Annotated in this window: 22 protein-coding genes; 9 read left to right on the top strand and 13 right to left on the bottom strand. The window is 34.8% G+C overall.

What is annotated here, in order from left to right:
• The first annotated feature begins 12 nt into the window (after nt 1-12).
• Nucleotides 13-399 (top strand): response regulator, encoded by a 387-nt coding sequence (locus ESZ48_RS15135; protein ID WP_190246278.1) that lies wholly within the window; start codon nt 13-15, stop codon nt 397-399.
• 262 nt (nt 400-661) lie between these two features.
• On the opposite strand, the gene ESZ48_RS19680 is transcribed toward ESZ48_RS15135, so the two are convergent.
• Together ESZ48_RS19680 and ESZ48_RS15130 are read right to left on the bottom strand one after the other, a co-directional pair.
• The gene (locus ESZ48_RS19680) at nt 662-787 is read right to left on the bottom strand and encodes a hypothetical protein (RefSeq protein WP_262707994.1); all 126 of its coding nucleotides are present in this window, start codon (nt 785-787) and stop codon (nt 662-664) included.
• A 216-nt stretch (nt 788-1,003) separates the two neighbouring features.
• Nucleotides 1,004-1,564: a helix-turn-helix domain-containing protein gene (locus ESZ48_RS15130; RefSeq protein ID WP_129018346.1), complete on the bottom strand. Its 561-nt coding sequence runs from the start codon at nt 1,562-1,564 to the stop codon at nt 1,004-1,006.
• A 284-nt stretch (nt 1,565-1,848) separates the two neighbouring features.
• Here ESZ48_RS15130 and ESZ48_RS15125 point away from each other — a divergent pair, with 284 nt between their 5' ends.
• Complete coding sequence (locus ESZ48_RS15125) at nt 1,849-3,048, top strand: sensor histidine kinase (protein WP_129018345.1); 1,200 nt, start codon at nt 1,849-1,851, stop codon at nt 3,046-3,048.
• Between the two features lie 1,003 nt (nt 3,049-4,051).
• Here ESZ48_RS15125 and ESZ48_RS15120 read toward each other — a convergent pair.
• Nucleotides 4,052-4,366 carry a hypothetical protein gene (locus ESZ48_RS15120; protein WP_129018344.1) on the bottom strand — a complete coding sequence of 105 codons (315 nt, stop codon included), beginning with the start codon at nt 4,364-4,366 and terminating at the stop codon, nt 4,052-4,054.
• 283 nt (nt 4,367-4,649) lie between these two features.
• Between ESZ48_RS15120 and ESZ48_RS15115 the strand changes: the two genes are divergently transcribed.
• Nucleotides 4,650-4,826, top strand: coding sequence for a histone H1 (locus ESZ48_RS15115; protein WP_129018343.1), 177 nt, complete (start codon nt 4,650-4,652; stop codon nt 4,824-4,826).
• A 657-nt stretch (nt 4,827-5,483) separates the two neighbouring features.
• Here ESZ48_RS15115 and ESZ48_RS15110 read toward each other — a convergent pair.
• From ESZ48_RS15110 to ESZ48_RS15065, 10 genes are all read right to left on the bottom strand, one after another.
• Nucleotides 5,484-7,868, bottom strand: a complete 2,385-nt coding sequence (locus ESZ48_RS15110) for a TonB-dependent receptor domain-containing protein (protein WP_129018342.1) — start codon at nt 7,866-7,868, stop codon at nt 5,484-5,486.
• Nucleotides 7,869-8,011: 143 nt separating this feature from the next.
• Nucleotides 8,012-8,926 (bottom strand): helix-turn-helix domain-containing protein, encoded by a 915-nt coding sequence (locus ESZ48_RS15105; RefSeq protein WP_223266473.1) that lies wholly within the window; start codon nt 8,924-8,926, stop codon nt 8,012-8,014.
• A gap of 533 nt (nt 8,927-9,459) precedes the next feature.
• The gene (locus tag ESZ48_RS15100) at nt 9,460-9,738 is read right to left on the bottom strand and encodes a hypothetical protein (protein ID WP_129018340.1); all 279 of its coding nucleotides are present in this window, start codon (nt 9,736-9,738) and stop codon (nt 9,460-9,462) included.
• Nucleotides 9,739-10,361: 623 nt separating this feature from the next.
• On the bottom strand, nt 10,362-10,763 hold the full coding sequence (locus tag ESZ48_RS15095) for a response regulator (RefSeq protein ID WP_129018339.1): 402 nt from the start codon (nt 10,761-10,763) through the stop codon (nt 10,362-10,364).
• Complete coding sequence (locus tag ESZ48_RS15090; protein WP_129018338.1) at nt 10,757-13,594, bottom strand: PAS domain S-box protein; 2,838 nt, start codon at nt 13,592-13,594, stop codon at nt 10,757-10,759. The genes ESZ48_RS15095 and ESZ48_RS15090 overlap by 7 nt, the downstream gene beginning before the upstream one ends.
• Nucleotides 13,595-13,971: 377 nt before the next feature.
• Nucleotides 13,972-14,307 (bottom strand): hypothetical protein, encoded by a 336-nt coding sequence (locus ESZ48_RS15085; RefSeq protein WP_129018337.1) that lies wholly within the window; start codon nt 14,305-14,307, stop codon nt 13,972-13,974.
• Nucleotides 14,308-14,472: 165 nt separating this feature from the next.
• Complete coding sequence (locus tag ESZ48_RS15080) at nt 14,473-15,738, bottom strand: APC family permease (protein WP_129018336.1); 1,266 nt, start codon at nt 15,736-15,738, stop codon at nt 14,473-14,475.
• Nucleotides 15,735-16,166: a DoxX family protein gene (locus tag ESZ48_RS15075; protein WP_129018335.1), complete on the bottom strand. Its 432-nt coding sequence runs from the start codon at nt 16,164-16,166 to the stop codon at nt 15,735-15,737. Before ESZ48_RS15075 ends, ESZ48_RS15080 begins: the two co-directional genes overlap by 4 nt.
• A gap of 22 nt (nt 16,167-16,188) precedes the next feature.
• Nucleotides 16,189-16,434, bottom strand: coding sequence for a hypothetical protein (locus ESZ48_RS15070; protein ID WP_129018334.1), 246 nt, complete (start codon nt 16,432-16,434; stop codon nt 16,189-16,191).
• A gap of 268 nt (nt 16,435-16,702) precedes the next feature.
• On the bottom strand, nt 16,703-16,975 hold the full coding sequence (locus tag ESZ48_RS15065; protein ID WP_129018333.1) for a hypothetical protein: 273 nt from the start codon (nt 16,973-16,975) through the stop codon (nt 16,703-16,705).
• 238 nt (nt 16,976-17,213) lie between these two features.
• Here ESZ48_RS15065 and ESZ48_RS19365 point away from each other — a divergent pair, with 238 nt between their 5' ends.
• The 6 genes from ESZ48_RS19365 to mobB all read left to right on the top strand — a co-directional run bounded on the left by ESZ48_RS19365 (nt 17,214) and on the right by mobB (nt 20,290).
• On the top strand, nt 17,214-17,363 hold the full coding sequence (locus tag ESZ48_RS19365; RefSeq protein ID WP_190246282.1) for a hypothetical protein: 150 nt from the start codon (nt 17,214-17,216) through the stop codon (nt 17,361-17,363).
• Nucleotides 17,364-17,396: 33 nt separating this feature from the next.
• Complete coding sequence (locus ESZ48_RS15060; RefSeq protein ID WP_129018332.1) at nt 17,397-17,741, top strand: single-stranded DNA-binding protein; 345 nt, start codon at nt 17,397-17,399, stop codon at nt 17,739-17,741.
• Nucleotides 17,742-17,816: 75 nt separating this feature from the next.
• Nucleotides 17,817-18,197, top strand: coding sequence for a DUF6876 family protein (locus ESZ48_RS15055; protein WP_129018331.1), 381 nt, complete (start codon nt 17,817-17,819; stop codon nt 18,195-18,197).
• A gap of 11 nt (nt 18,198-18,208) precedes the next feature.
• Nucleotides 18,209-18,406 (top strand): hypothetical protein, encoded by a 198-nt coding sequence (locus ESZ48_RS15050; RefSeq protein WP_129018330.1) that lies wholly within the window; start codon nt 18,209-18,211, stop codon nt 18,404-18,406.
• 439 nt (nt 18,407-18,845) lie between these two features.
• Nucleotides 18,846-19,247, top strand: a complete 402-nt coding sequence (locus tag ESZ48_RS15045) for a BfmA/BtgA family mobilization protein (RefSeq protein ID WP_129018329.1) — start codon at nt 18,846-18,848, stop codon at nt 19,245-19,247.
• An 11-nt stretch (nt 19,248-19,258) separates the two neighbouring features.
• Nucleotides 19,259-20,290 carry a MobB family relaxase gene (gene mobB, locus ESZ48_RS15040; protein ID WP_129018328.1) on the top strand — a complete coding sequence of 344 codons (1,032 nt, stop codon included), beginning with the start codon at nt 19,259-19,261 and terminating at the stop codon, nt 20,288-20,290.

Genomic DNA, 20,290 nt, shown 5'->3' with positions numbered 1-20,290 from the left:
AAAAATAAAACCATGGAGACCACATATTTTATGATTATTGATGATGACTCAGATGATAGATTCTTTTTTAATGAAGTCGTAATAAATATGCCCAATTCTGCAGAATGTATGGAGGCAAATGGCTGTGAAGAGGCAATTGATCTTTTGAGAACTGCAGAACAATTACCACATTATATTTTTCTTGACATCAACATGCCACGCCTTGATGGTCGCGAGTGTTTGAGGCAGTTGAAAAGAGATGCGAGTCTCAAACATATTCCTGTCATTATGTATTCCACTTCCTTCTCGGAAGAAACTATCAAGGAATTTCACATCCTTGGCGCATCAAGTTATCTCAATAAGCCAACGGATATAAACAATCTTTCTGCACAAATTCTTGAAGCAGTTAAAGACCTATAAGAAGATTTAAAATATATTGTTACAAATGTGTTGATGTTGTTAACTCCACTTCCAATACCACACAAGTTCTAAAATAAAAAAATCATGATGAAATAAAATGAAAAAATATTTAGCCATTTTATAATCTAGTGTTTGTTTTGCCACTATAACAGCAAGTTTAAGATTTTGTGTTACTTATACACTTCACTTATTTAAACAGTGCATAAAAAAAGAACAGTATATTATGATTCTGTTCTTTTTAACTCCGACATTTTTAAATCAATTATGCAACTTCAATAACGTCTTTATGAATGTTATTTAAAATACCAATCACTTGATTTCGGGTTTTGCCCAACCGGTTTTCTAATCTTTTAAATAACTCTCCTTCTTCACCTATTTCGAATTTCACATATTCACTGGAAAGTGTTGGATATTTTGTTCTGAGCGCACTTGACTGCTAGTCCCAATCACCGTTTATTTTGAAAGATTCAATCATTTGTTTCTCATTTAATTTACTTTTTATAATTATTTTAAGATGTGTTGACCAGTGTTTAATTGCACCCCTATAAATATCAGAATTTCAATCTGTTATATGTTACAAAAGTGAGATTAAAGATTACAAATGTTACAGATTTTCTAGATTACATTTTCTCTTTGCACCAATTAACTTGTAATAAGTAGGGGTATGACCTGTGACTTTTTTAAACTGACTAGATAAGTGGGCCACGCTACTGTAATGTAGAATATGAGATATTTCGGTAAGATTCAGTTCATCATAAAGGATCAACTCTTTAGCCCTTTCTATTTTATGCTTAATGATAAAGTCTTGTATAGTTTCGCCTTGGGCTTCAGAAAATAAAACTGAAAGATACTTATAATCATAGCCTAACATTTCACTTATATATACCGAATAATTGACTTTTGGCACTTCATCTGAAAAATGAACCATCACAATAATCATGTTTTTTATTTTATCTACGAGAATGCTTTTTTTGTCGTCCAATAATTCCAGACCAGATTCGGCTAAATTAACCTTCAGTTGTTGCTTCAGATCATCAGTAATTCCTTCTTTAATATCGATAACACCAAGATCGATTTGAGTATAGTCTAATCCCAGTTTTTCCAATTCGTACTTCACCATAAGCTTACACCTTAAGCTTACCATGTATTTAATGTATAACTTCATTTATGTAGCATTAGTAACGGCTGTAAATACTATTAAAACCGTATTAATATTATAATGAAAGATAGTTGTTTATAGAATGATACAAATCTAAATAATCCTTAAAAAACTTATAATCTTATCTATTCAAGTAAAGATTTATTAAATATGTTTTTCAGGAAAATACGAAATTTATACAACTTATTGAGCAATTTGTATAATACATTTCTTCGATGAACTGTGAATCTTTGCAGCATAGTTTTTTAGGAGAAATTCTTGTATAGGACTTCAAATTAAATTTTTTTATCATGAACAGTAAACAATTTTTAAATGGAAAGCCGATCAATGAAGACCATAAAACTATTTTATTGGATAAGAATGTAATGCCAAAACCTATTAGTACCGCACTACAATTTGATAAAGAACGACAGTCAGTTATACTACAAAGTATTGGTGATGCGGTAATTGCGACAGATATGGAGGGGGATATTATACTTATGAACCCCGTTGCAGAGAAACTGACCGGATGGAAATTTGAAGACGCGGAAAATAAACCAATATCTGAGGTGTTTCATATAGTGGATAATTTAACAAGGGAAGAAGGAGATAATCTTGTTAAAACAGTTCTTAGAACGGGGAAATCATTAAATATAGACCCGGATACGGTGTTGATTTCGCGCAATAAAAAAAAAGAATATTCAATTAACGACAGTTGTGCACCCATTTTCGATATAAAAGGAAATATAATGGGTGTGGTACTTGTTTTTAGAGATGTTACTAAGGAAAAGCAGGAGGAAGCCCTTAAAGAAAAGATGACGGCAGATTTGGTTCAACGCAATAAAGACCACGAGCACTTTTCCAACATAATTTCTCATGACATAAGATCACCTGTTGCAAATATTATTAGTCTGACCGCATTGGTTAATGATAAGGATCTTAGAGAAGACGAAAGGGAATTTATGATGAATGCTTTAACTACCTCTGCGGAAAGATTAGATGAAGTAATTATTGATTTGAATGTTATCTTAAGTATGGGAAAACAATTAAACGATAAAAAGGAGCATATTTATTTTTCTAGAATTGTCAGAGATGTTCAAGACAGCATCGCTAATGTTCTTGAAAAAGAACAGGTACATTTTGAACTAGATTTCAGTCAAGTGGATAAAATGTTCACGATTAAAAGTTATATGTACAGCATTTTATATAACCTCATTTCAAATAGTATAAAATACAGGCGGCAGGATGTACCATTAGAAATCACAGTTAAAAGTAAATCGGTCAAAGAAAAAACTATGCTCACACTTACGGATAATGGGTTGGGAGTAGATCTTAATAAAAGTGGTGTTGACATGTTCGGCCTATACAAACGCTTTCATGCCGATCAGGCGGAAGGAAAAGGAATGGGACTCTATATGGTAAAAGTGCAAGTGGAAAAATTAGGTGGAACAATAAGTGTGAAGAGTGAAGTAAATAAAGGAACAGAATTTATAATTACGTTAAACCCATAACGTTTTATTCAAACCAAACATTCATTTTAGATAGTTTTTGACATGGAAATTTCACTGAATGGGACTTAGAGTTTTGAATACGCAACAAACTATTGGGATTTTGGAAAAGCAAGTGCCACAATCAAATATTTTTCATCTTCATTCGGAATTATTCACTTAGTACCATTTTAAGACCGACAGAAAGCGGCTGAATTGTGGAATCGGTTGAATGATCTTTTGCGTAGTTGGCTCAAAGGTCTAACTTGGATTTTTTTATTATCAAGTTGAAGGTTAAAACCCTGCAATTTCATTGCAGTTACTTTAGTTTCTATAAATATTTTAGCCACGAACCTGCCCGTCCGTTCAGGCGGGTACACGAATTTATTGCGTATTGTATTCTGAGTTTCATTAATTATTTCACGAAGCAGACTTTTAGTCTGCCAATTAAAACTATTGACTTCCAGTCTATAGTTATTTATTCCCGTTTTAAACGGATTGGGTCTGTTGCTATTATTAATACCACTTGTATTAACTTTAACATTGGTTGCGGAGTTGCTGAATTTCATTCCTAATTTTGGTTTCATAATAACTTTAGTTCCAGTCGCTCTTCTAGCTGTGATACAAGAATCGCAAACAGTCTTATTAATTATAGGCCTTTAAACTATTACTCAAATTATTCAAAGTACCGTAATTCAACCATTGACCCTGAAAAAAATGGTGGGTGTGCCACCACGATTACTAACTTTCAGTCGATTAGCAATGGATGTTTTAGCAGGTTTTTTGGGGAGTTTTTTTGGCTACGCCACTGAAAGCAATCATCATGACTTTGGTTAATAACCTGTATGTTGAAAGGCAATCAAGTAAGATAACTGTGATGATAGAATGATCGATAATAATTGTATGTGTCTATATTGAACCCAGGTATCTTCTCTGATATTACGATACTTAACAAAGGAAATAATATGGATAAAATTTTGAGAGGGGAATATACTTGTTATTTATAGGATTTAAGTACGAATACCACTCAGCCCATTGTCACTCCATTCCGCGAAAAGCTCCATTCCGGGCAAAGCGCTTCCTTGGAAAGTCTTGGACCCAACTCCAAAGCTTCCGATTTCCATTCCACTTGCCCACTCATTCCCGAAAAAAGTCGGGAAGCGGTCAAACTCCATTTCAATCTACAACTTTGAAGTTTCGTCCGCCTAAACCCGGCTAAACGAGAACAATCCGTTGTCCTAACACGCGAAGCACATTTCCCTGCATTTCGCGAAAAGCTCCTTTCCGGGCAAAGCGCTTCATTAAAAAGTCTTAGACCAAACTCTAAAGTATATGATTTCATCCCTCTTGTCTTTTCATTCCCGTGAAGATCAGGAAGCAGTCCAACGTCGTTCTCATTTTCCTCTTTGAAGTTACCTCTGAATTTAATCCTACTAAGAATTCGTTTAAGTAGTCCAAAGGCTAAGCGAAACTTCGGCCATCAGTTAATATTATTTTCCGAGAAAGGTTAGAAAAGTATAAAGGAAACCTTTAAAGTAGCGACTTGTAGTCGTATTTTTATGTGAATGATAGGTGTGTTTACAATGAATAACTATATTTTCGTCTTTAAATAAAATTTAAATCTTATGAAAGAACTTATTGAAAACATGAAAAACACTTTTGAGTCATTTGAAAGTGATGCTAAAATGCAATTAGAAAGTGGAAACAAAGCTGCAGGAACAAGGGCAAGAAAACTGTCATTAGCCTTGGAAAAATCATTAAAAGAATTCCGTAAAGTCTCGATTGCTGATTCCAAAAAATAAACAAAATAGTCATCTCATTAACCGAAAGTGAGATGACTACTTTTATTTCATTAAATATAAAGAGAGGATCTCAAAAAGAGGATCTCAAAAAGAGGATCTCAAAAAGAGGGTAAGTACATAATAACCCTTAATCTGAGTTGGAACATAAGCAGATATATCACTCAGCCCATTGCCAGTCCATTCCGCGAAAAGCTCCACTACGGGCAAAGCCCTTCACTAAAAAGTCTTCAACCCAAGTCCAAAGCTTCCGATTTCCATTTCACTTGCCCGCTCACTCCCGAAAACAGTCGGGAAGCGGTCAAACTCTACTTCGGCTTAGCTCAGCACAAGCATTTTATTCTACAACTTTGAAGTTTCGTCCGCTTTAAATCCTGCCAAGAACAAAATATAGTTCTTATTTCTCGTCCAGCACTTTCCCCTGCATTCCGCTAAAAGCGTCATTCCGATAAAAGAGCTTCACTTGAATATCGTGGACACAACTGCAAAGATTCTGATTTACCGTATGTGGTCGGGGTTGCATTCGGTCATTTTATGACGGAACCATCAACTTGATGCCATTTAGTTGTTTTATGAGAGTCAAATTATTCGACTAAATTTGGCTTTCCTATTTCAGGGCTTGAGTTAAAATCAGTTGTTTCTTTCAAGAAGCCAAGTTCCTTAATTACTTCTCTTTTGTTCTTCATCATTTCCAAATTTTCTGTTTTTTACGTTTACCTTTTTGTTTCCAAAATCATAAGAAAGTGAAATTCTAACATTTCTTGAACTTTCATTTTGTCTGTAAATTTGCTCAATTCCGTTAATTGTAGACACATAATCTTTTAGACTTGCTGTATTAAAGACATCACTAAATAATAAGGACATTTTCAGGTTATTTTTAAAGCTGTGTTGAAGCCCAAAAGATAAATCAAACATTTCACCAACACTAAATAAACCTCGGTTGTGCTGAGAACTATAATACGAATTCACCTGTAATTTTGTTTGTTCACTCAATGAAAATGTGTTGTTCGATGTTACGTAAACTTGAAGTCCGTTTTTTGGGGTAGCACCAAAATCCTTAGTAAATGTTGTGTAGTATCCTAAAAGATTAAAGCTGTTTTCACTTTTAAACCAAGCGAGCTTATTGAACGAAAAGCTTTCTGTTAATCCGTAATTGTATTGTTTATAATAATTTTCTCTGGTAATTATTTGCGTTTGGTTTTCTGCATCGGAAGTGAAAACGGTACCAGAACCATCTGTGGTAACACTTAAAAATACTTTTGAGGTTAAGTTCTTTTTATACGAATGGGAAAGCTCGAAATTATCTGAAAATGATGGCTGTAAAAATGGATTTCCAACACTATAGCTATTTGAATTTATATAAAACCGAAACGGATTAAGACTTCTGAAATTGGGTCTGTTAATTCGTCTTCCGTAAGAAAATCCAAAATCATTCTTTTCATTTAATGCATATGAAAAATAAAGCGTTGGAAAGAGTTTTGTGTATTTGTTGATTGTTTCTTTATTCATTTCAGCATTAATTCCTCTAGTTTTAGTGTCTTCCAAACGCAGACCAAATTGCATTTTTAATTTTTCACTTAAATTAGTGTTTCCAGAAATATACCCAGCTAAAACATCTTCTTGGTAATTAAATTCATTAGATCTGTCTAAATCTAAAATAGGCGTTCCTGTAAGCGTGTCAAAGTATAAAACATCACTTTTTGTCTTCGTAAAACTTGCTTTTACTCCGTAGGAAAGATTAACTTTTTCCAACGGGAAATCTATATCAATTTTAGAGCTAAAATTCTCTATTTCTTGATTGGCAATATTTAAAGCTGCAGAATTTATTCCTTGAGAAACGCCAGTATTATTGAATTCTTCCGTAAAGAAATCGCGACTATTTTCTGAATTGAATATAAAATAATCAGCATCAACAGAAAAGCTTTTGCCTATTGAATCCAATTGCGTCACCGCATGAAAATTTAAGCTATGATTTTTATTATCAACGATGTTATCTCCTTGGTTAACAAGTGTTTTTTCTAAATTGTTGTCATTGTCGAATACGATAGAGGTTGTTGTGCCATCTATGGTAGGTTTTGTAGCATTTCCTAAATACTGTAAGCCAAAAGTTGTTTTTGGAGTAAGTTCATAATCCATTAAAAGTCGACCTGAAAGCTCGTCTTTTCCAATTTCTGAATCTACATCAATATCCCAATTGTTAGTGGGATAATCTATTAATATGCCTTCTGCATTTTCAATACTTCCTTTGGTCGCATTTACACTTCCAGAAAAAGAAAGATTTCCTTTATTGTAAAAGAAATTATTACTGATTGTTGAAAAATTGTATTTGTTTTGGTTGTAAGAAATTGTGGTTGAGTTTTTCCAAGAATCTTGAATTCCTTTCTTTAGAATGATATTGATTAGGCCTCCATTACCAGAAGCTTCATATTTTGCTGGTGGATTTGTAATCACTTCTATTTTTTGAATATCGCTTGCCGAGATTCCGCTTAGAAAACTTGCTAACTCTTCACCTTGCAAAGGAGAGATTCTACCATTGATCATTATTTGAGTGACACCTTTCCCTAGAATTTCTATACTGCCATTTTGAACATGAACTCCGGGAGTGATTTTTACAACATCCAATCCATTTCCTCCCGTGGCAGCCATACTTTGTTCCACATTAAAAACCAATCTATCAATCTTTCGTTCTATCATTCTTTTTTCAACTTTAAGAACAACTTCGTTTAAAGATTCTGCATCTTCTTGTAACAAAACTGTGCCTAGATCTATATCTTTTTCTATGGAAATAGCTTCTTCAACACCTGTATATCCAATAAAGCTTATTGTTAACTTATAACTTCCTGAATCTACTTTTACGAGAAAGAAACCATTTTCGTTAGTTGTTGTCCCTGTAACTATTTCATTGTTGCTATTTGTAATTGTAACATTTGCAAATGCAACTGCATCTGTTTTGTCTATTACTTTTCCTGTGATTGTTTGCGCATAAAAAATAGTTGGAAATAGTAGTAGAATAAAGTAGGCGAGTGTTTTCAATTTTGTTTTCATCTTGTGTGTTTTAGTTTGATGAAACAAAAGTGCGATAGCAAAGCAGTTTACACGACCGAAAACGCAAAGTCGAACTCATTTATATCAACAAATGAGTTCGACTTTATTTTACAAGCGTTCGACTTTACGTTAAGGCGTTGACCCTAAGCTAGTTTTTTATACTCGGTTGGTGTTTTTCCGGTGTGTTTTTTAAAGGCAGAGTTAAAGGAAGATTTAGAGTTAAATCCAACTTCATATAGAATTTCCAAAATGGTAACATCTTTTTTATTCGGATTCTTCAAAATATTCATCGCTTCTTTTATGCGGTATTCATTTACAAAATCAAAAAAATGCTGATTAAGTCTTTGATTAATTAAAATGGATAAATCCCTGGAATTCATATTCAGTTCTTGCGCTAAATTCCGGATTGATAATGACGGATTTAAATAAGGTTTTTCTGTTTCCATATAAGAAGTGAGTTGATTAATTTCTTCAGATCTTATAACAGTTTTTTTATCGATGGAAGTTGTAACAAGTTGCGTTTTTGAATCTACTCCGTTAAATAATTCTGGATATTTTAAGGCTTTAAAAACATACCAACAGATTACAATCAAGGCTAAAACACTAACCAAAAGCTGCACAGAATCGAAGGTTTTGCCTCTATCTGTATATTTCAGAATATTTTTCACCAAAACAACACTATGGATTATTGCAGAAGCTAAGGTGAATTGAAATAGCCAAAGGAATGCTTTTGAACTTGTGTCCGAGAAATTTTGCTGATAGATTTTCTTGTATCTGTTTAGAATAACGAAGATGAAAGTAATATAAATAATGAATTGCAGCTCGATGGAAATATGGATATAAATAATTTCCCAAATGCGATTGTAATTTTCGAAAAGGGCATATTTACTCTCAGTATTTACGGCATAAAATCTGGGAATCATCACCAAGTTAGCAATCACAAAAGGAATTGCGTGTAGTAAATGTTTTGCTTTTAATTTAAAATCTGAATAACAAACAGATAAAACATAGAAGTAAAGAACAGGCATTTGTAGAAAGGAAAACATACTTTTTGCCATCCCAAAATTTGACAGCCCAGAAAAAAATAAGTATTGAAACCACCCGCTTAAATCTATTGCGCTTAAAATTAAAAAGGTAGCGAATAGTCTGTTGCTGATTCTATTATTTGATTTTACAGAAAGTAAAAAAAACGCAAGTAGAAGACTAATAACGCACGAAACGATTGCTATAATTGGTAGTGCATATACTTCTTTCATTCCTTAAAATTGACTTCAAATATAGGGCTTAAAAATAGTTTTTTTTATTTGTAATGATTCGTGAGAAATTATAATTTTTGTTTTATTGTTCACATCAAATCACATCACAGAAGAAAGAAGGAAATCAATTTTTTTTTCTCTTATTTTGGGTTGTTCAATTTCACTTGTCTGCCTATTCCCGAGAAATATCGGGAAGCGGTCAAACGTCGTTCCCATCTTCATCTTTGAAGTTACGTCCGCTTTAAAACCTTCTAAAAATCCGCTACAATAATATATCTCTTTCAGCACTTTCCCCTACATTCCGCGAAAAGCTCCATTCCGGACAAAGCGCTTCATTAAAAAAGTCTTGGACCCAACCCCAAAGCTTCCGATTTCCATTTCACTTGCCCTCTCATTCCCGAAAAAAGTCGGGAAGCGGTCAAACTCCATTTCAATCTACAACTTTGAAGTTTCGTCCGCTTAGATCCGTCTAAATAACAATAATCCGTAATAAAAACCCACTCAGCCCATTCCCCTTCATTCCGCGAAAAGCTCCATTGCGGGCAAAGCGCTTCCTTGGAAAGTCTTGGACCCAACTCCAAAGCTTCCGATTTCCATTCCACTTGCCCGCTCATTCCCGATAAAAATTGGAAAGCGGTCAAACGCCATTCCAATCTACAGCATTGAAGTTTCGTCCGCTTGAATCTGGCTGAAAAAGAACAATATTAATTTTTAACCCGCTCAGCCCATTCCCCTCCATTCCGCGAAAAGTTCCATTGCGAGCAAAACGCTTTCCACGTATGAGAAAATCCTGAGTAGCCTCTGAGAAGAAATCTTTGGCATGAAGCTTCGAACCACCATTCCTATCAGGAAGCTTGTTTTGTTCTGTAAAATAAAAATGGAGTTCTTCGTTTTTTGCCTGATGATTTTTAAGATAAAAACAGGTCAGTAGCACTTCGGGAAGGAATAAATTGGCAATAGCTAATAGTGACTCTGAGAGCCTGGAAATACTTGCACCAAAGTTCTTTTGTCTTTGGTTACGTCATGACTTTTTGACTTGATCCAATTTTTGCTAGTATGAGCATTTTGAATAATTTCGGATGGCGTGGAAAATAAAATGATAATTGGAAAGGCAAGCGCTCTTTTGTTGATAATTGTTCGGAGTATTGGTAGGGGAAAGACGTATTTTTTTATGTTAAGACTAGTGATAAATAGAGTATCTTTTTACTAATAAAATAAGTCAAATTAATTTTGAGAATCATATAATACTGTTTAGAAATTCTTTTGTTAAACTTTTTACCTGGAAATCAACCACATTTACATCATTTTTTGCTCGCTTTATATCATTTTCATCAATAGAGGAAGAAATCATGTAGACTTTGCAGAATTTTTTCAATTGAGATGATAAGTTATTATATTCTGCCATAAATTCGAATCCCGACATTCCTGGCATATATATGTCTAAGAAAATTATTTGGGGCCATTTTGTAAAATCGTTTTGCTTTTCCTGCAAAAACTCCAAAGCTTTCTTGGCAGATGAGTATTGGTCGATTTCCTCTCCGAAATTATATTTAGTCATAAGTCGAGCCGTTATATAAAGGTCAATAGTATTGTCGTCAATAAGCATGACTCTTTCAAATTTTGATTTAGGATCTAACATTTTTTATAATTTTTAAGATTTATTTCAAAAGTTGTGCCGGCTTGTTTTTGCGAAATGACCTTAATGGAGCCTTCTAGTTTTTCGATGGTATCTTTTACTATATATAGGCCGATTCCTGAACCTTCTGATTTACTTGATATTCTAAAAAACATATCAAATATTTTTTCCTTGTACATTAACGGAATTCCTATTCCATTATCAACTATTTCTAATTGCATCATTTCTTTATGCGCAACAGCTTTCACTTTAATGAACCTATCACTACTGCGAGGTTTATGATACTTAATAGCATTAGAAATTAAATTTTCTACTATCGTATTAAACCGTAATTTATCAGTACAAAATGGGGACAACTCTTGGACCTCAATTTCAAAATGAATGTCTTTTGCCTGCTTCATATTCTGAAGAGAAGCGATAATATTTAAAATGGTTTTCTTGACTGGTATTATTTCCAATTCTAAATCTGTGCGATCGTTACGTGAATAAATTAGAATTTTTTTAACAAATTCATCAAGCCGATTAATACTATTCTTGATCATCTCAACATGTTTTAGCGTGCTGGGTTCTTCACTCTCCTCTTCAATAATTGAAACAAGCCCTTGTACGGAAGTTAAAGGGCTTCTTAAATCATGAGAAATGCTGTATACAAAACGATCTAACTCTTTATTGCTTTTATGAAGCTCTATATTAATCAGAATTAATTCTTTTGCTCGTTTTTCTTTTTCATCATTTTGAAAGGCAAGTTCTTGGTTGGCAATGACCAATTCGTTGGCTCTATTTTCTTTTTCCTTATTTTGATAAGCAAGTTCCTTGTTGGCAATACTTAATTCGGCGGCTCGTTTTTCTTTCTCTTGATTTTGAAATGCGAGTTCTGAGTTACGGAGCTCCAATGCAATTTGTGCAACTTTTATTTCAGTGATATCTGTGACGACATTTACAGCCCCTGTAACTTTCCCTGATGAATCTATGTAAGGAACAACATGAGGAAGCACGTAACGTCTTTCTCCACTTGCGCGTTCGACAGTACCAGACCGGCCAGACACTATTCTACCTTCGTTTAAAGAAATAGCCATCGGGGATAAGTGCAAAGGTATGGTCTGTCCATCCTCATCTAACATCTTGGAGAAGCCACAAAAAGAATCCTCTCCTATTTTCGGTTCTGTGTCCCAAAGAATAGCCGCTGCCTTATTGAAAAATGATATTTTTCCGTCTGCATCGCATGAGTAGGCGGCTACAGGCAGTTCACTTATCAATTGGCGATACATTTTTTCACTTTCTTCGATTTTAATACGTGATAATACCTGTTCAGTTACATCTATCGCAAATACAAAAATACCGTCAATTTTGCCATCAGACTTTCTGTGCGCCTGATATATAAAATTCATGTAGGTTTGAACGAGTAATCCGTTATTATTACTATCTAATTGGATCAGCATTTCATTTGCTATAAATGGCACACCTGTATTATAAACCGAGTCCAACAAGCCTATAATCCCTTGATCCTCCATTTCTGGCATGACCTCAAGTATGGATTTACCTATGACATCTTTTTTATTGATGAATTTTAAATACAGTGAATTTGTAAGTTCATGTATATGGTTAGGCCCTTTAAGAAGCCCCATACAAGCTGGCGCAAGATTGTATAGATCCAAAAATCTTTCCCTTTCTACTTTATACGCCTTCTCTAATTTTGTTTTCTCGGTAATGTCCTTAGCTGTACAATAAATCAGTTTATCATCTTCATCCCACTGAGCACTCAGTAAAATGTAAATAGTAGTTCCATTTTTATGGATAACTCTGGCTTCGAATGTTTTAATAGGATTGCCATTCCTAACATTTTGATCAGCATTAAATATTATTTCTTTATCTTCATTATGTATGAAATCAATATAACTTTTACCTACTAATTCCTGTGTTTCATATCCCGTAGTGCTGTTGCAGGCTGAGTTTATCTGTACAATTTTTTTGTCTGCATCAACGGAAAAAATTAAATCCATTGAGGCGTTCATTATTTTATTCAGGCTATTTACGGTTTCTTGTAATTCTGCCGCTGTTTTTGCTAACTGTTTTTCCGCTTTTTTATATTGAGTTAAATCTTTAATTTTGATGGAAGTCATTTCATGACCCCAGATGTCCTTAAATACTACTGAAGTTATTTCGCCTGTAAAAGAACTGCCATCCTTTCGGTTAAAAGTAAGTTCATCTTTTGCAACGCCCGTAAGATTACGCTCTTCTATAAGTGCTAATAAAGATGGATCATTATGGTCAACAAGACTGAATCTTCCAAATATATAAAACTCCTCTTCTGTCATTTTAAAAATTTGGCAGGCGGAATTATTCGCTTCAAGGATTTTTCCGTCTTTTTCCGTAAGCAAAATAGCATCTTCACTATTCTCAATTAAGCTGCGATATATTGATTTATCATTAAGATTTTCTTCACATTGATTAGGTAGAGTATCCGCGCGAGTAGTTTTTAAAGTTGTGGAAATCTTTTGACCTAGAGAAGCGATGTTTTGTTTCAATATAATATCCGACACACCATTTTTAATGAGTGCAACACAATTTTCAATTTCTATGTGATCTGCAATCAGGATTAAAGGGATTAATGGGTAACATCTATCACAGATTTTTAATACTTCTTGCCCGTTATCGTTCATTAAAGAATATCCAGATAGTATGATGTCGGGATTGTAGTTATGAACAGCATTTTCAAATTCATCAATTAATTTGATGTTTATAGTTGTATAGTTGAAACCAGAACGATCTAGTTCAAAACAAATAAAATTAAGATCGTTAGTAGCGCTTTCTAAAATCAATATTTTAGTCATCATATAATGGGCGGGAGTCTGTTGTAGATTTAATATTTAGAATTCCCCTATGCTCTGCATCGGAGGTGTTAGAAAATGTTTGAAAACGGATGGTTTTCATTACATGTTAAAACTTTCTTCCTTTGAATACCTCGACGGCTCTGCCTCTAGGATTATTTATTTATTTATTTAAAAATTAGTTAAAAAGGGGTAAAGTTATTTTAATTTTTCAACTTCACCAATTTAAAAGTAATAATTATGTCGTAACTCCAAAGCCTCCGATTTCCATTTCACTTGCCCGCTCACTCCCGAAAAAAGTCGGGAAGCGGTCAAATTCCATTCCAATCTTCAACCTTGAAGTCACGTCCGCTTAAATCTGGCTGAAAAAGATCAAATCATCTTCATAATCCATTCAGCCCATTGCCGCTCCATTCCGCAAAATAGCTCCATTCCGGGAAAAGAGCTTCCCTAACAAAGTCTTGGACACAATCCCCAATTTCAGCTTCCATTCCATTAATCCTTCCCGCTTCGCCGGGCAGGAACATTTCATTCCCGAGCAAAAATTGAGAATAGCGTCCGCCAAAAAAAAATCCATTTATTAATTTGGTGCCGCCCCTTATATTTCCATACTTCACATAAGCCTTTATATCAACATCCGCACCCTCACTGCCCAACCTTTTTTTGACAGTAAAATACCAACATTTGGAAATTGAAAGGACTGCATAAATTAGACTCATACCTCGCTCTTTTTTTTAAGCCCTCAATAATTTTGTATTAAATCTGTTTAAGTTTTTTTTTAGTTTATAATGAAGCAGAAAAACAAACCAAATTCGAAGATAATAAAAGGTGTTATTGGGAAATCAAGGATAACTGGAAAGTTATGGTTGGAAAAACAAGGTTTTTTATTCTTGTCTGCCATATATTCTATGAAATAAAAACCTTATCACGAACCCTGTTAAAAGTAATCCAATACCCGAAAATACTACAATTAAAGGCAGGGAAGCGGACATTGCTAAGCATCCGATTAAGCCTAATATTGGAATTAATCTGCCATACATTCTATCTTTCTTCGGCTGTTTGATTGCCGCTATATTTGTAATGCTATAGTAGAGTAGAATAGTAAAAGTCGCAGCTCTAACAATAAATTCGAACGAACCTATAAGGGTAAGTATCAAAATTATTAAACCTGTGAAAAGTATTCCAATATGTGGAACCCGATACTTTTCGTGTATCTTTTTAAAAATTGGAGGTAAGTCATTCCTTCTACCCATGGCTAACATCACTCTGCTAATTCCCAATATTTGACTCAACAATACACCTAACATGGCAGTAGACGCGCCAATAGTTATAATACTACTGATTTCAGGAGTGTTTAAAGCATCTGCAACAACTTGCAAAGGAGAAGTACTGCTTGCCATACTTTGGGTGCCTACAACCCCTATAGCTACCACAGAAATTACACTATAAAGAAGTATGGCCGTTACTATGGTAATAATAATCACTTTTGGGATCGTTTTCTTGGGATCCGTTACTTCTTCGGCAAGTGTCGCAATTCTTCCATAGCCTGTAAAGGCAAAAAACAAAAGTGCAGCGGCTTCTGCAATTCCTGAAATACCAAATGGAGCAAAGGGTTTGAAGTTTTCGAAATTCACTTCAGGGATACCACTAAATGCCAAATATATAAGTGAAAGGAAAGTTATAGTAACAATCGCAAGATTTAAATTCCCCGCTTTCTTAATGCCAAAATAATTGGCTACTGTCAGAAGAATAACAGCTAAAACAGAAAATGTCATTGGAGAGGCGATCGGCATCAATTGGTAGAAATAGCCGCCAAAGCCTAGGGCAACAAAACCTGCCCCTGCAAGCTTACTCACTAGAAACATCCATCCTGCGGAAAATCCAAAAGCAGGATTTATCAAGATATATCCATATTCGTAAGTTCCGCCCGAATGGGGATATTTGGATGCTAATTGCGCAGAACTTAAGGCATTAAAAGTGGCAATAATTCCTGCGACTAAAAGACCAACAATAAAGGCAGGACCCGAAACTCCAGCCGCAATTCCTGTTACTACAAAAATACCCGCACCGATTATTGCTCCTAAACCAACGCCTACTGCATCTTTTAAAGTAAGTGATCTTAAAAGTCCTTTATCATCCAAATTTTTCATTTTTTCTTATTTCCTATATACCAATCCACTGAAAATTTACCACTTCCCTTGATAATCAAAAACAGACTTCCTATAAACATTGCCCAATCGGTTCGGCTTCCGTGCATCATTGCCCAAAATCCATCATTAACTAAAACTTCTGATTTTGTGGTTGCTATTGCCACTATCATAATAACAAGCGTGGAAATACTCGCCAACCTTGTGAGTAAGCCAATTAAAATCAATGCACCGCAAACAATCTCAAACGTGCCGACAAACGTGCCAAGAAATTCTGGTGATGGAAGTCCTATTTTTTTAAATCGTCCTGCTCCCCGAATTGCAGGAAACAGAAATTTTTGAATGCCTTCAGATAGGAAAACGGAGCCCACCATCAGTCGGATGAGAAAGGTAGTTTTTGATTGGTTAGTTTTTAGAATTTTTTGAAACATAATTATTAATTTGTTTTGAACTTTAGATTGCTAAAAATGTGCATGTCTGGAACTCGTGTTTTGTTTCTCGATGACAATTATCACAGGTTTTGGTGAGAAAATTGAAGCTACTTTTAAAATGCACCAAGTTCTGTTTTTGTAAAGCCTTGGATACGCTGTCCAATGCAGGATTAATCATTGGTGTCATTTCACTTTCTGGTCGGTTGGTTTCATATTTTTGTATGTCTTTCAATTCTTCTTTGATTTTGTTTATTTCAAAATCTGCCAATTTCCAATTTTTATTTTCGCCCGCAGGCCATAACTTGGAATGGTGCACTTGAATATTGCCCTTAAATTCCCCAAATCCCGGTGTTTAGCTTTCTGATAGTTCACTTTTTAGGGTGTCAATTTAATTTTTCAATTCTTTTGAATGGTCATCCAATTTTGGTTGGCAACTATAGAGTGTCAGAAAAAACCGAGAAGAAAGATATTTTTCATTTTGTGCCTATTTTTATTTTACGTCACAAAAATATACAATGAATAACCTAAACAATGGTCTATTTGAAAAATGTATGGTATTTAATTGTGTTCTTTTCGAATACTAATTGAAGTGTTTTCAACGAGTAGTTTGAGGTATTTGGAAAAATAGGAATTGTCCTTATTATTAAGTTTGTTAGCAATTTCACTTCCTTTAAAATGTCAATTGCAGCATTGTCTTTTGGGAAAATATTGGTTTGCACACTCATTTCTAAAATCAATTGTTTTAAATCCTTGTCTAAACAGTGTGAAACAGCGTCCGCCACATCGGAATTCCATTTATAATTTGGCACCGCTTCCAACATTTTAATACGTCACATAAGCCTTTAGTTTTTCATCCGCACCCTCGCCGTCCCTCCCTTTTTTTGAAAGCAAAATACCAACATTTGGAACTTGAACGGACTGCATAAACCAGGCTCGTACCTCTCTCTTTTTTATAAGTCCTCATCAATTCCAAATATTAAAAATGTACCAGCAACAAAAAAAGGAAACAGCGAGGGCGCTATGGGAAGTAAATTTAAAATGAAACTTATGAAATCTTACAAAAATATCAAAAAGGAAGCGACACCAAAAAAAACAAAAAAGGAAAACGCTCAAGATATAATAAGTAAATCAATTCAGAAAAATAGAAACGCAAACTGCCTGAATGCCAGCCCGAGAATTCATTCTGGCGGGGTTTAGGTCGTATTTTAATTAATCTTTAATTCTTTTATTATGAGCACTTTAAAAAATCATGTACAGTTAATTGGAAATGTTGGACAGGAGCCAACCATTACGAACCTTGAAAGCGGTAAGAAAGTAGCCCGTTTTTCATTGGCAACAAACGAACATTACAAGAATGCCAAAGGAGAGAAAACGCAAGCTACAGAGTGGCACACGGTAGTAGCTTGGGGAAAGACGGCTGAAATTATTGAAAAATATGTAGATAAGGGTAAGGAAATTGGGGTTAGTGGAAAGTTGAGAACCCGGACCTATACCACTGATGACGGCAGTCAGCGCTATGTAACGGAAGTAGAGGCAAGAGAAATTCTTTTGTTGGGAAGTAAGAATGATCAATAATCCTTGAAAATATAAGAGAGCGTCTCTGGGAAAGTAGCGCTCTCTTATCTAATATAACACTTAATAAAATCTAATATGAAAGCACAAGTTAAAGAAATCAAAGAAGGATTGCAACATTTTCACGGGACGGAAATGTTCTATTCGATTCCATTAATAAGAACACGTTTTACTGATGGACTTAAATATCTAGCCAATATAGCAGATTGTTTTTGGCTCATTACGGACACCTCTGTAATTGCAAAAAGTTTGATGAATCGAAGCGAATTTGTAACCATAGACTTCAAAAGACTGTCCAAGGAAAAACAGGCTTTTTCAGGTTACGAAGCTGAAATTATCTACACCGATGGCAACGATAACATTTTAGAAAAACACAGCTATCATGCTACAGATTTTCCACTGGATGAACTGCGGTTGTTTTTTGTAAATGGCACGCTGATGTTGCCAAGCGAATACTAAAATTTCATGCCTTGGTATATCTCAATTTTACAAACTTGAGCGAAGAAGCTCAAAACCGACTTTTAGAAATTTCTAAAAAAGATGTGGAACGAAAATTTGGTGATAGTATTCGCCAGTACGTAAGAGAAAATTATACTTGTTTTGAAACGACGACAGAGGAAGAGGCATTACGAAATCTATATTCTTATACCTTTAAATTCAACATCTAATTTTTTATAGATAAGTATTAAGCACCTCTAAATTTTGGAGGTGTTTTTGCGTATAATTAATTTGAGTTCAAAAAAAAAACGTATCTTTATTTCACTGAAATTCAGTACCTATATTTTTATATGGTTATCCATTTTTGACTTTCGCTGATAACCGTATCCATCTTAAATTACATATCGGAATTTTGAAAATTCCGAAAAAGGCAATTGGCTTTTTGGCCAGATTGTATGAAATTTTGTCCCGCTTTGGCGGGACGAAAAGGAATAGCAAGAGGGTAACGGGCAGAGCCACGTTACATGTTCCTTTTCGTTTATAAATCATTGATTTTCAATTACTTGAAAATGTATTAATTTCTTAGATTTCATCAATTTGCGTCAAATGCCCCGAAACCACCTGTAAACTGGGATGGATTTACGTCAAATGCATAAAAAAGCGAAATAAATGGACTCTTTCATCACTATCAGGATTAAGCGGGATACCGCCAAACGTTTTCAGGAATTTTCAAGAACGCACTTTAAATCACATACCGAAGCCATGGCTACGATGCTCGATTTTTTCCTCTATAATGAGATCTCACCTAAGGAAAAATTTGGTCCATCAGGTAGAACTATTGCGGTTAATTTAAATACCGTTGAGACTAATTTGTTGAAACGAATGAATGCCATTATTGCCATTCAGCGGGATATTGAAAAGACCCAAACCAAACCGACCATGGCCATGTTGGAATCGCTTTTTCAAGCAGAAGAGCCCAAAAATAAATCCTTGATTTTAGAGAAGAAATTTAGGGAAGAAAAGAAAGGGGACAGTTTTGAGGAGAAAAGAAATACCACCAAAGAACTTTAAATTATTGAACTATGTATATAACCATTACACCCCAAAAAATGGGCGGGAGCTATTCTAAAAGTTCAGCGGATTTCGTGGGTTATCTGGAGAAAGAGAATCAAGGTTTGGACCAGGAAGACATGGAATGTTTTTTTAATCAGTATGACAATGAAATTTCAGCAGAAGAAGTGATTAGGGAAATCGACGGCAATACGGCCAAATTGGAAAAGACGGAACCAAGATTCTATTCCATAACGGTCAGTCCCTCTAAATATGAATTGGGAAAATTAGAGCACAACAATGAGGATTTAAAAAAGTACACCCGTGAACTGATGAAGGATTATGTCACCTCTTTTAATCGTGAAATCAACGGCCGTCCGATCACTATTGATGATATAAAATACTATGCTAAAATTGAGCATCAACGCACATTTAAAGGATCAGACGTCCAGGTTAAGGAAAACCAACCTTTTGCCACGAAAATATTACAGCTTAAAACCGACATCCGCAAAATTGAAAATGGTACGATGGCAGGGAATGTTAAAGAAAAAAAGACAGAAATAACAAAATTGGAAAGGGAAACGCCACACCAACAGGCAGGTAAACGGATCGTTCAGGGAATGCAAAAGGAGGGAAGTCAAAGTCATATCCATATCATCGTGAGCCGAAAGGATGCGTCCAACAGATTCAGCTTGTCCCCGGGAAGCAAATATAAAACATCCAATGTGGAATTGAATGGGAAGTCCGTCAAGCGTGGATTCGATCGGGACAGTTTTTTTGAGAAAGCAGAAAAGACGTTCGATAAGACTTTTGGATACCATCGAAACTTCGCGGAGACCTATCAAGCGAGAAAGGATTTTATCAAGAATCCAAAGATCTACTTTGCCGCGCTGATGAAATTGCCTACCAATGAAAAAGCATTAGCGTTCAAAATTATGGGCAAAGCAGGTGTTCCGATGATGCCGAGCATTCCGGTTACACAAGGACAATTAGCAATGAAAATATTTAAAGGATTGCGACGTGGAGTAGAAGTCGCCATCAAATCAAGTTCCATCGGGATCTAA

It is taken from the genome of Gelidibacter gilvus (assembly GCF_004115975.1).
Taxonomy (GTDB): domain Bacteria; phylum Bacteroidota; class Bacteroidia; order Flavobacteriales; family Flavobacteriaceae; genus Gelidibacter; species Gelidibacter gilvus.
Note: the sequence above shows the minus strand (reverse complement) of the source record. Positions and strands in the feature narration are given on the sequence as shown.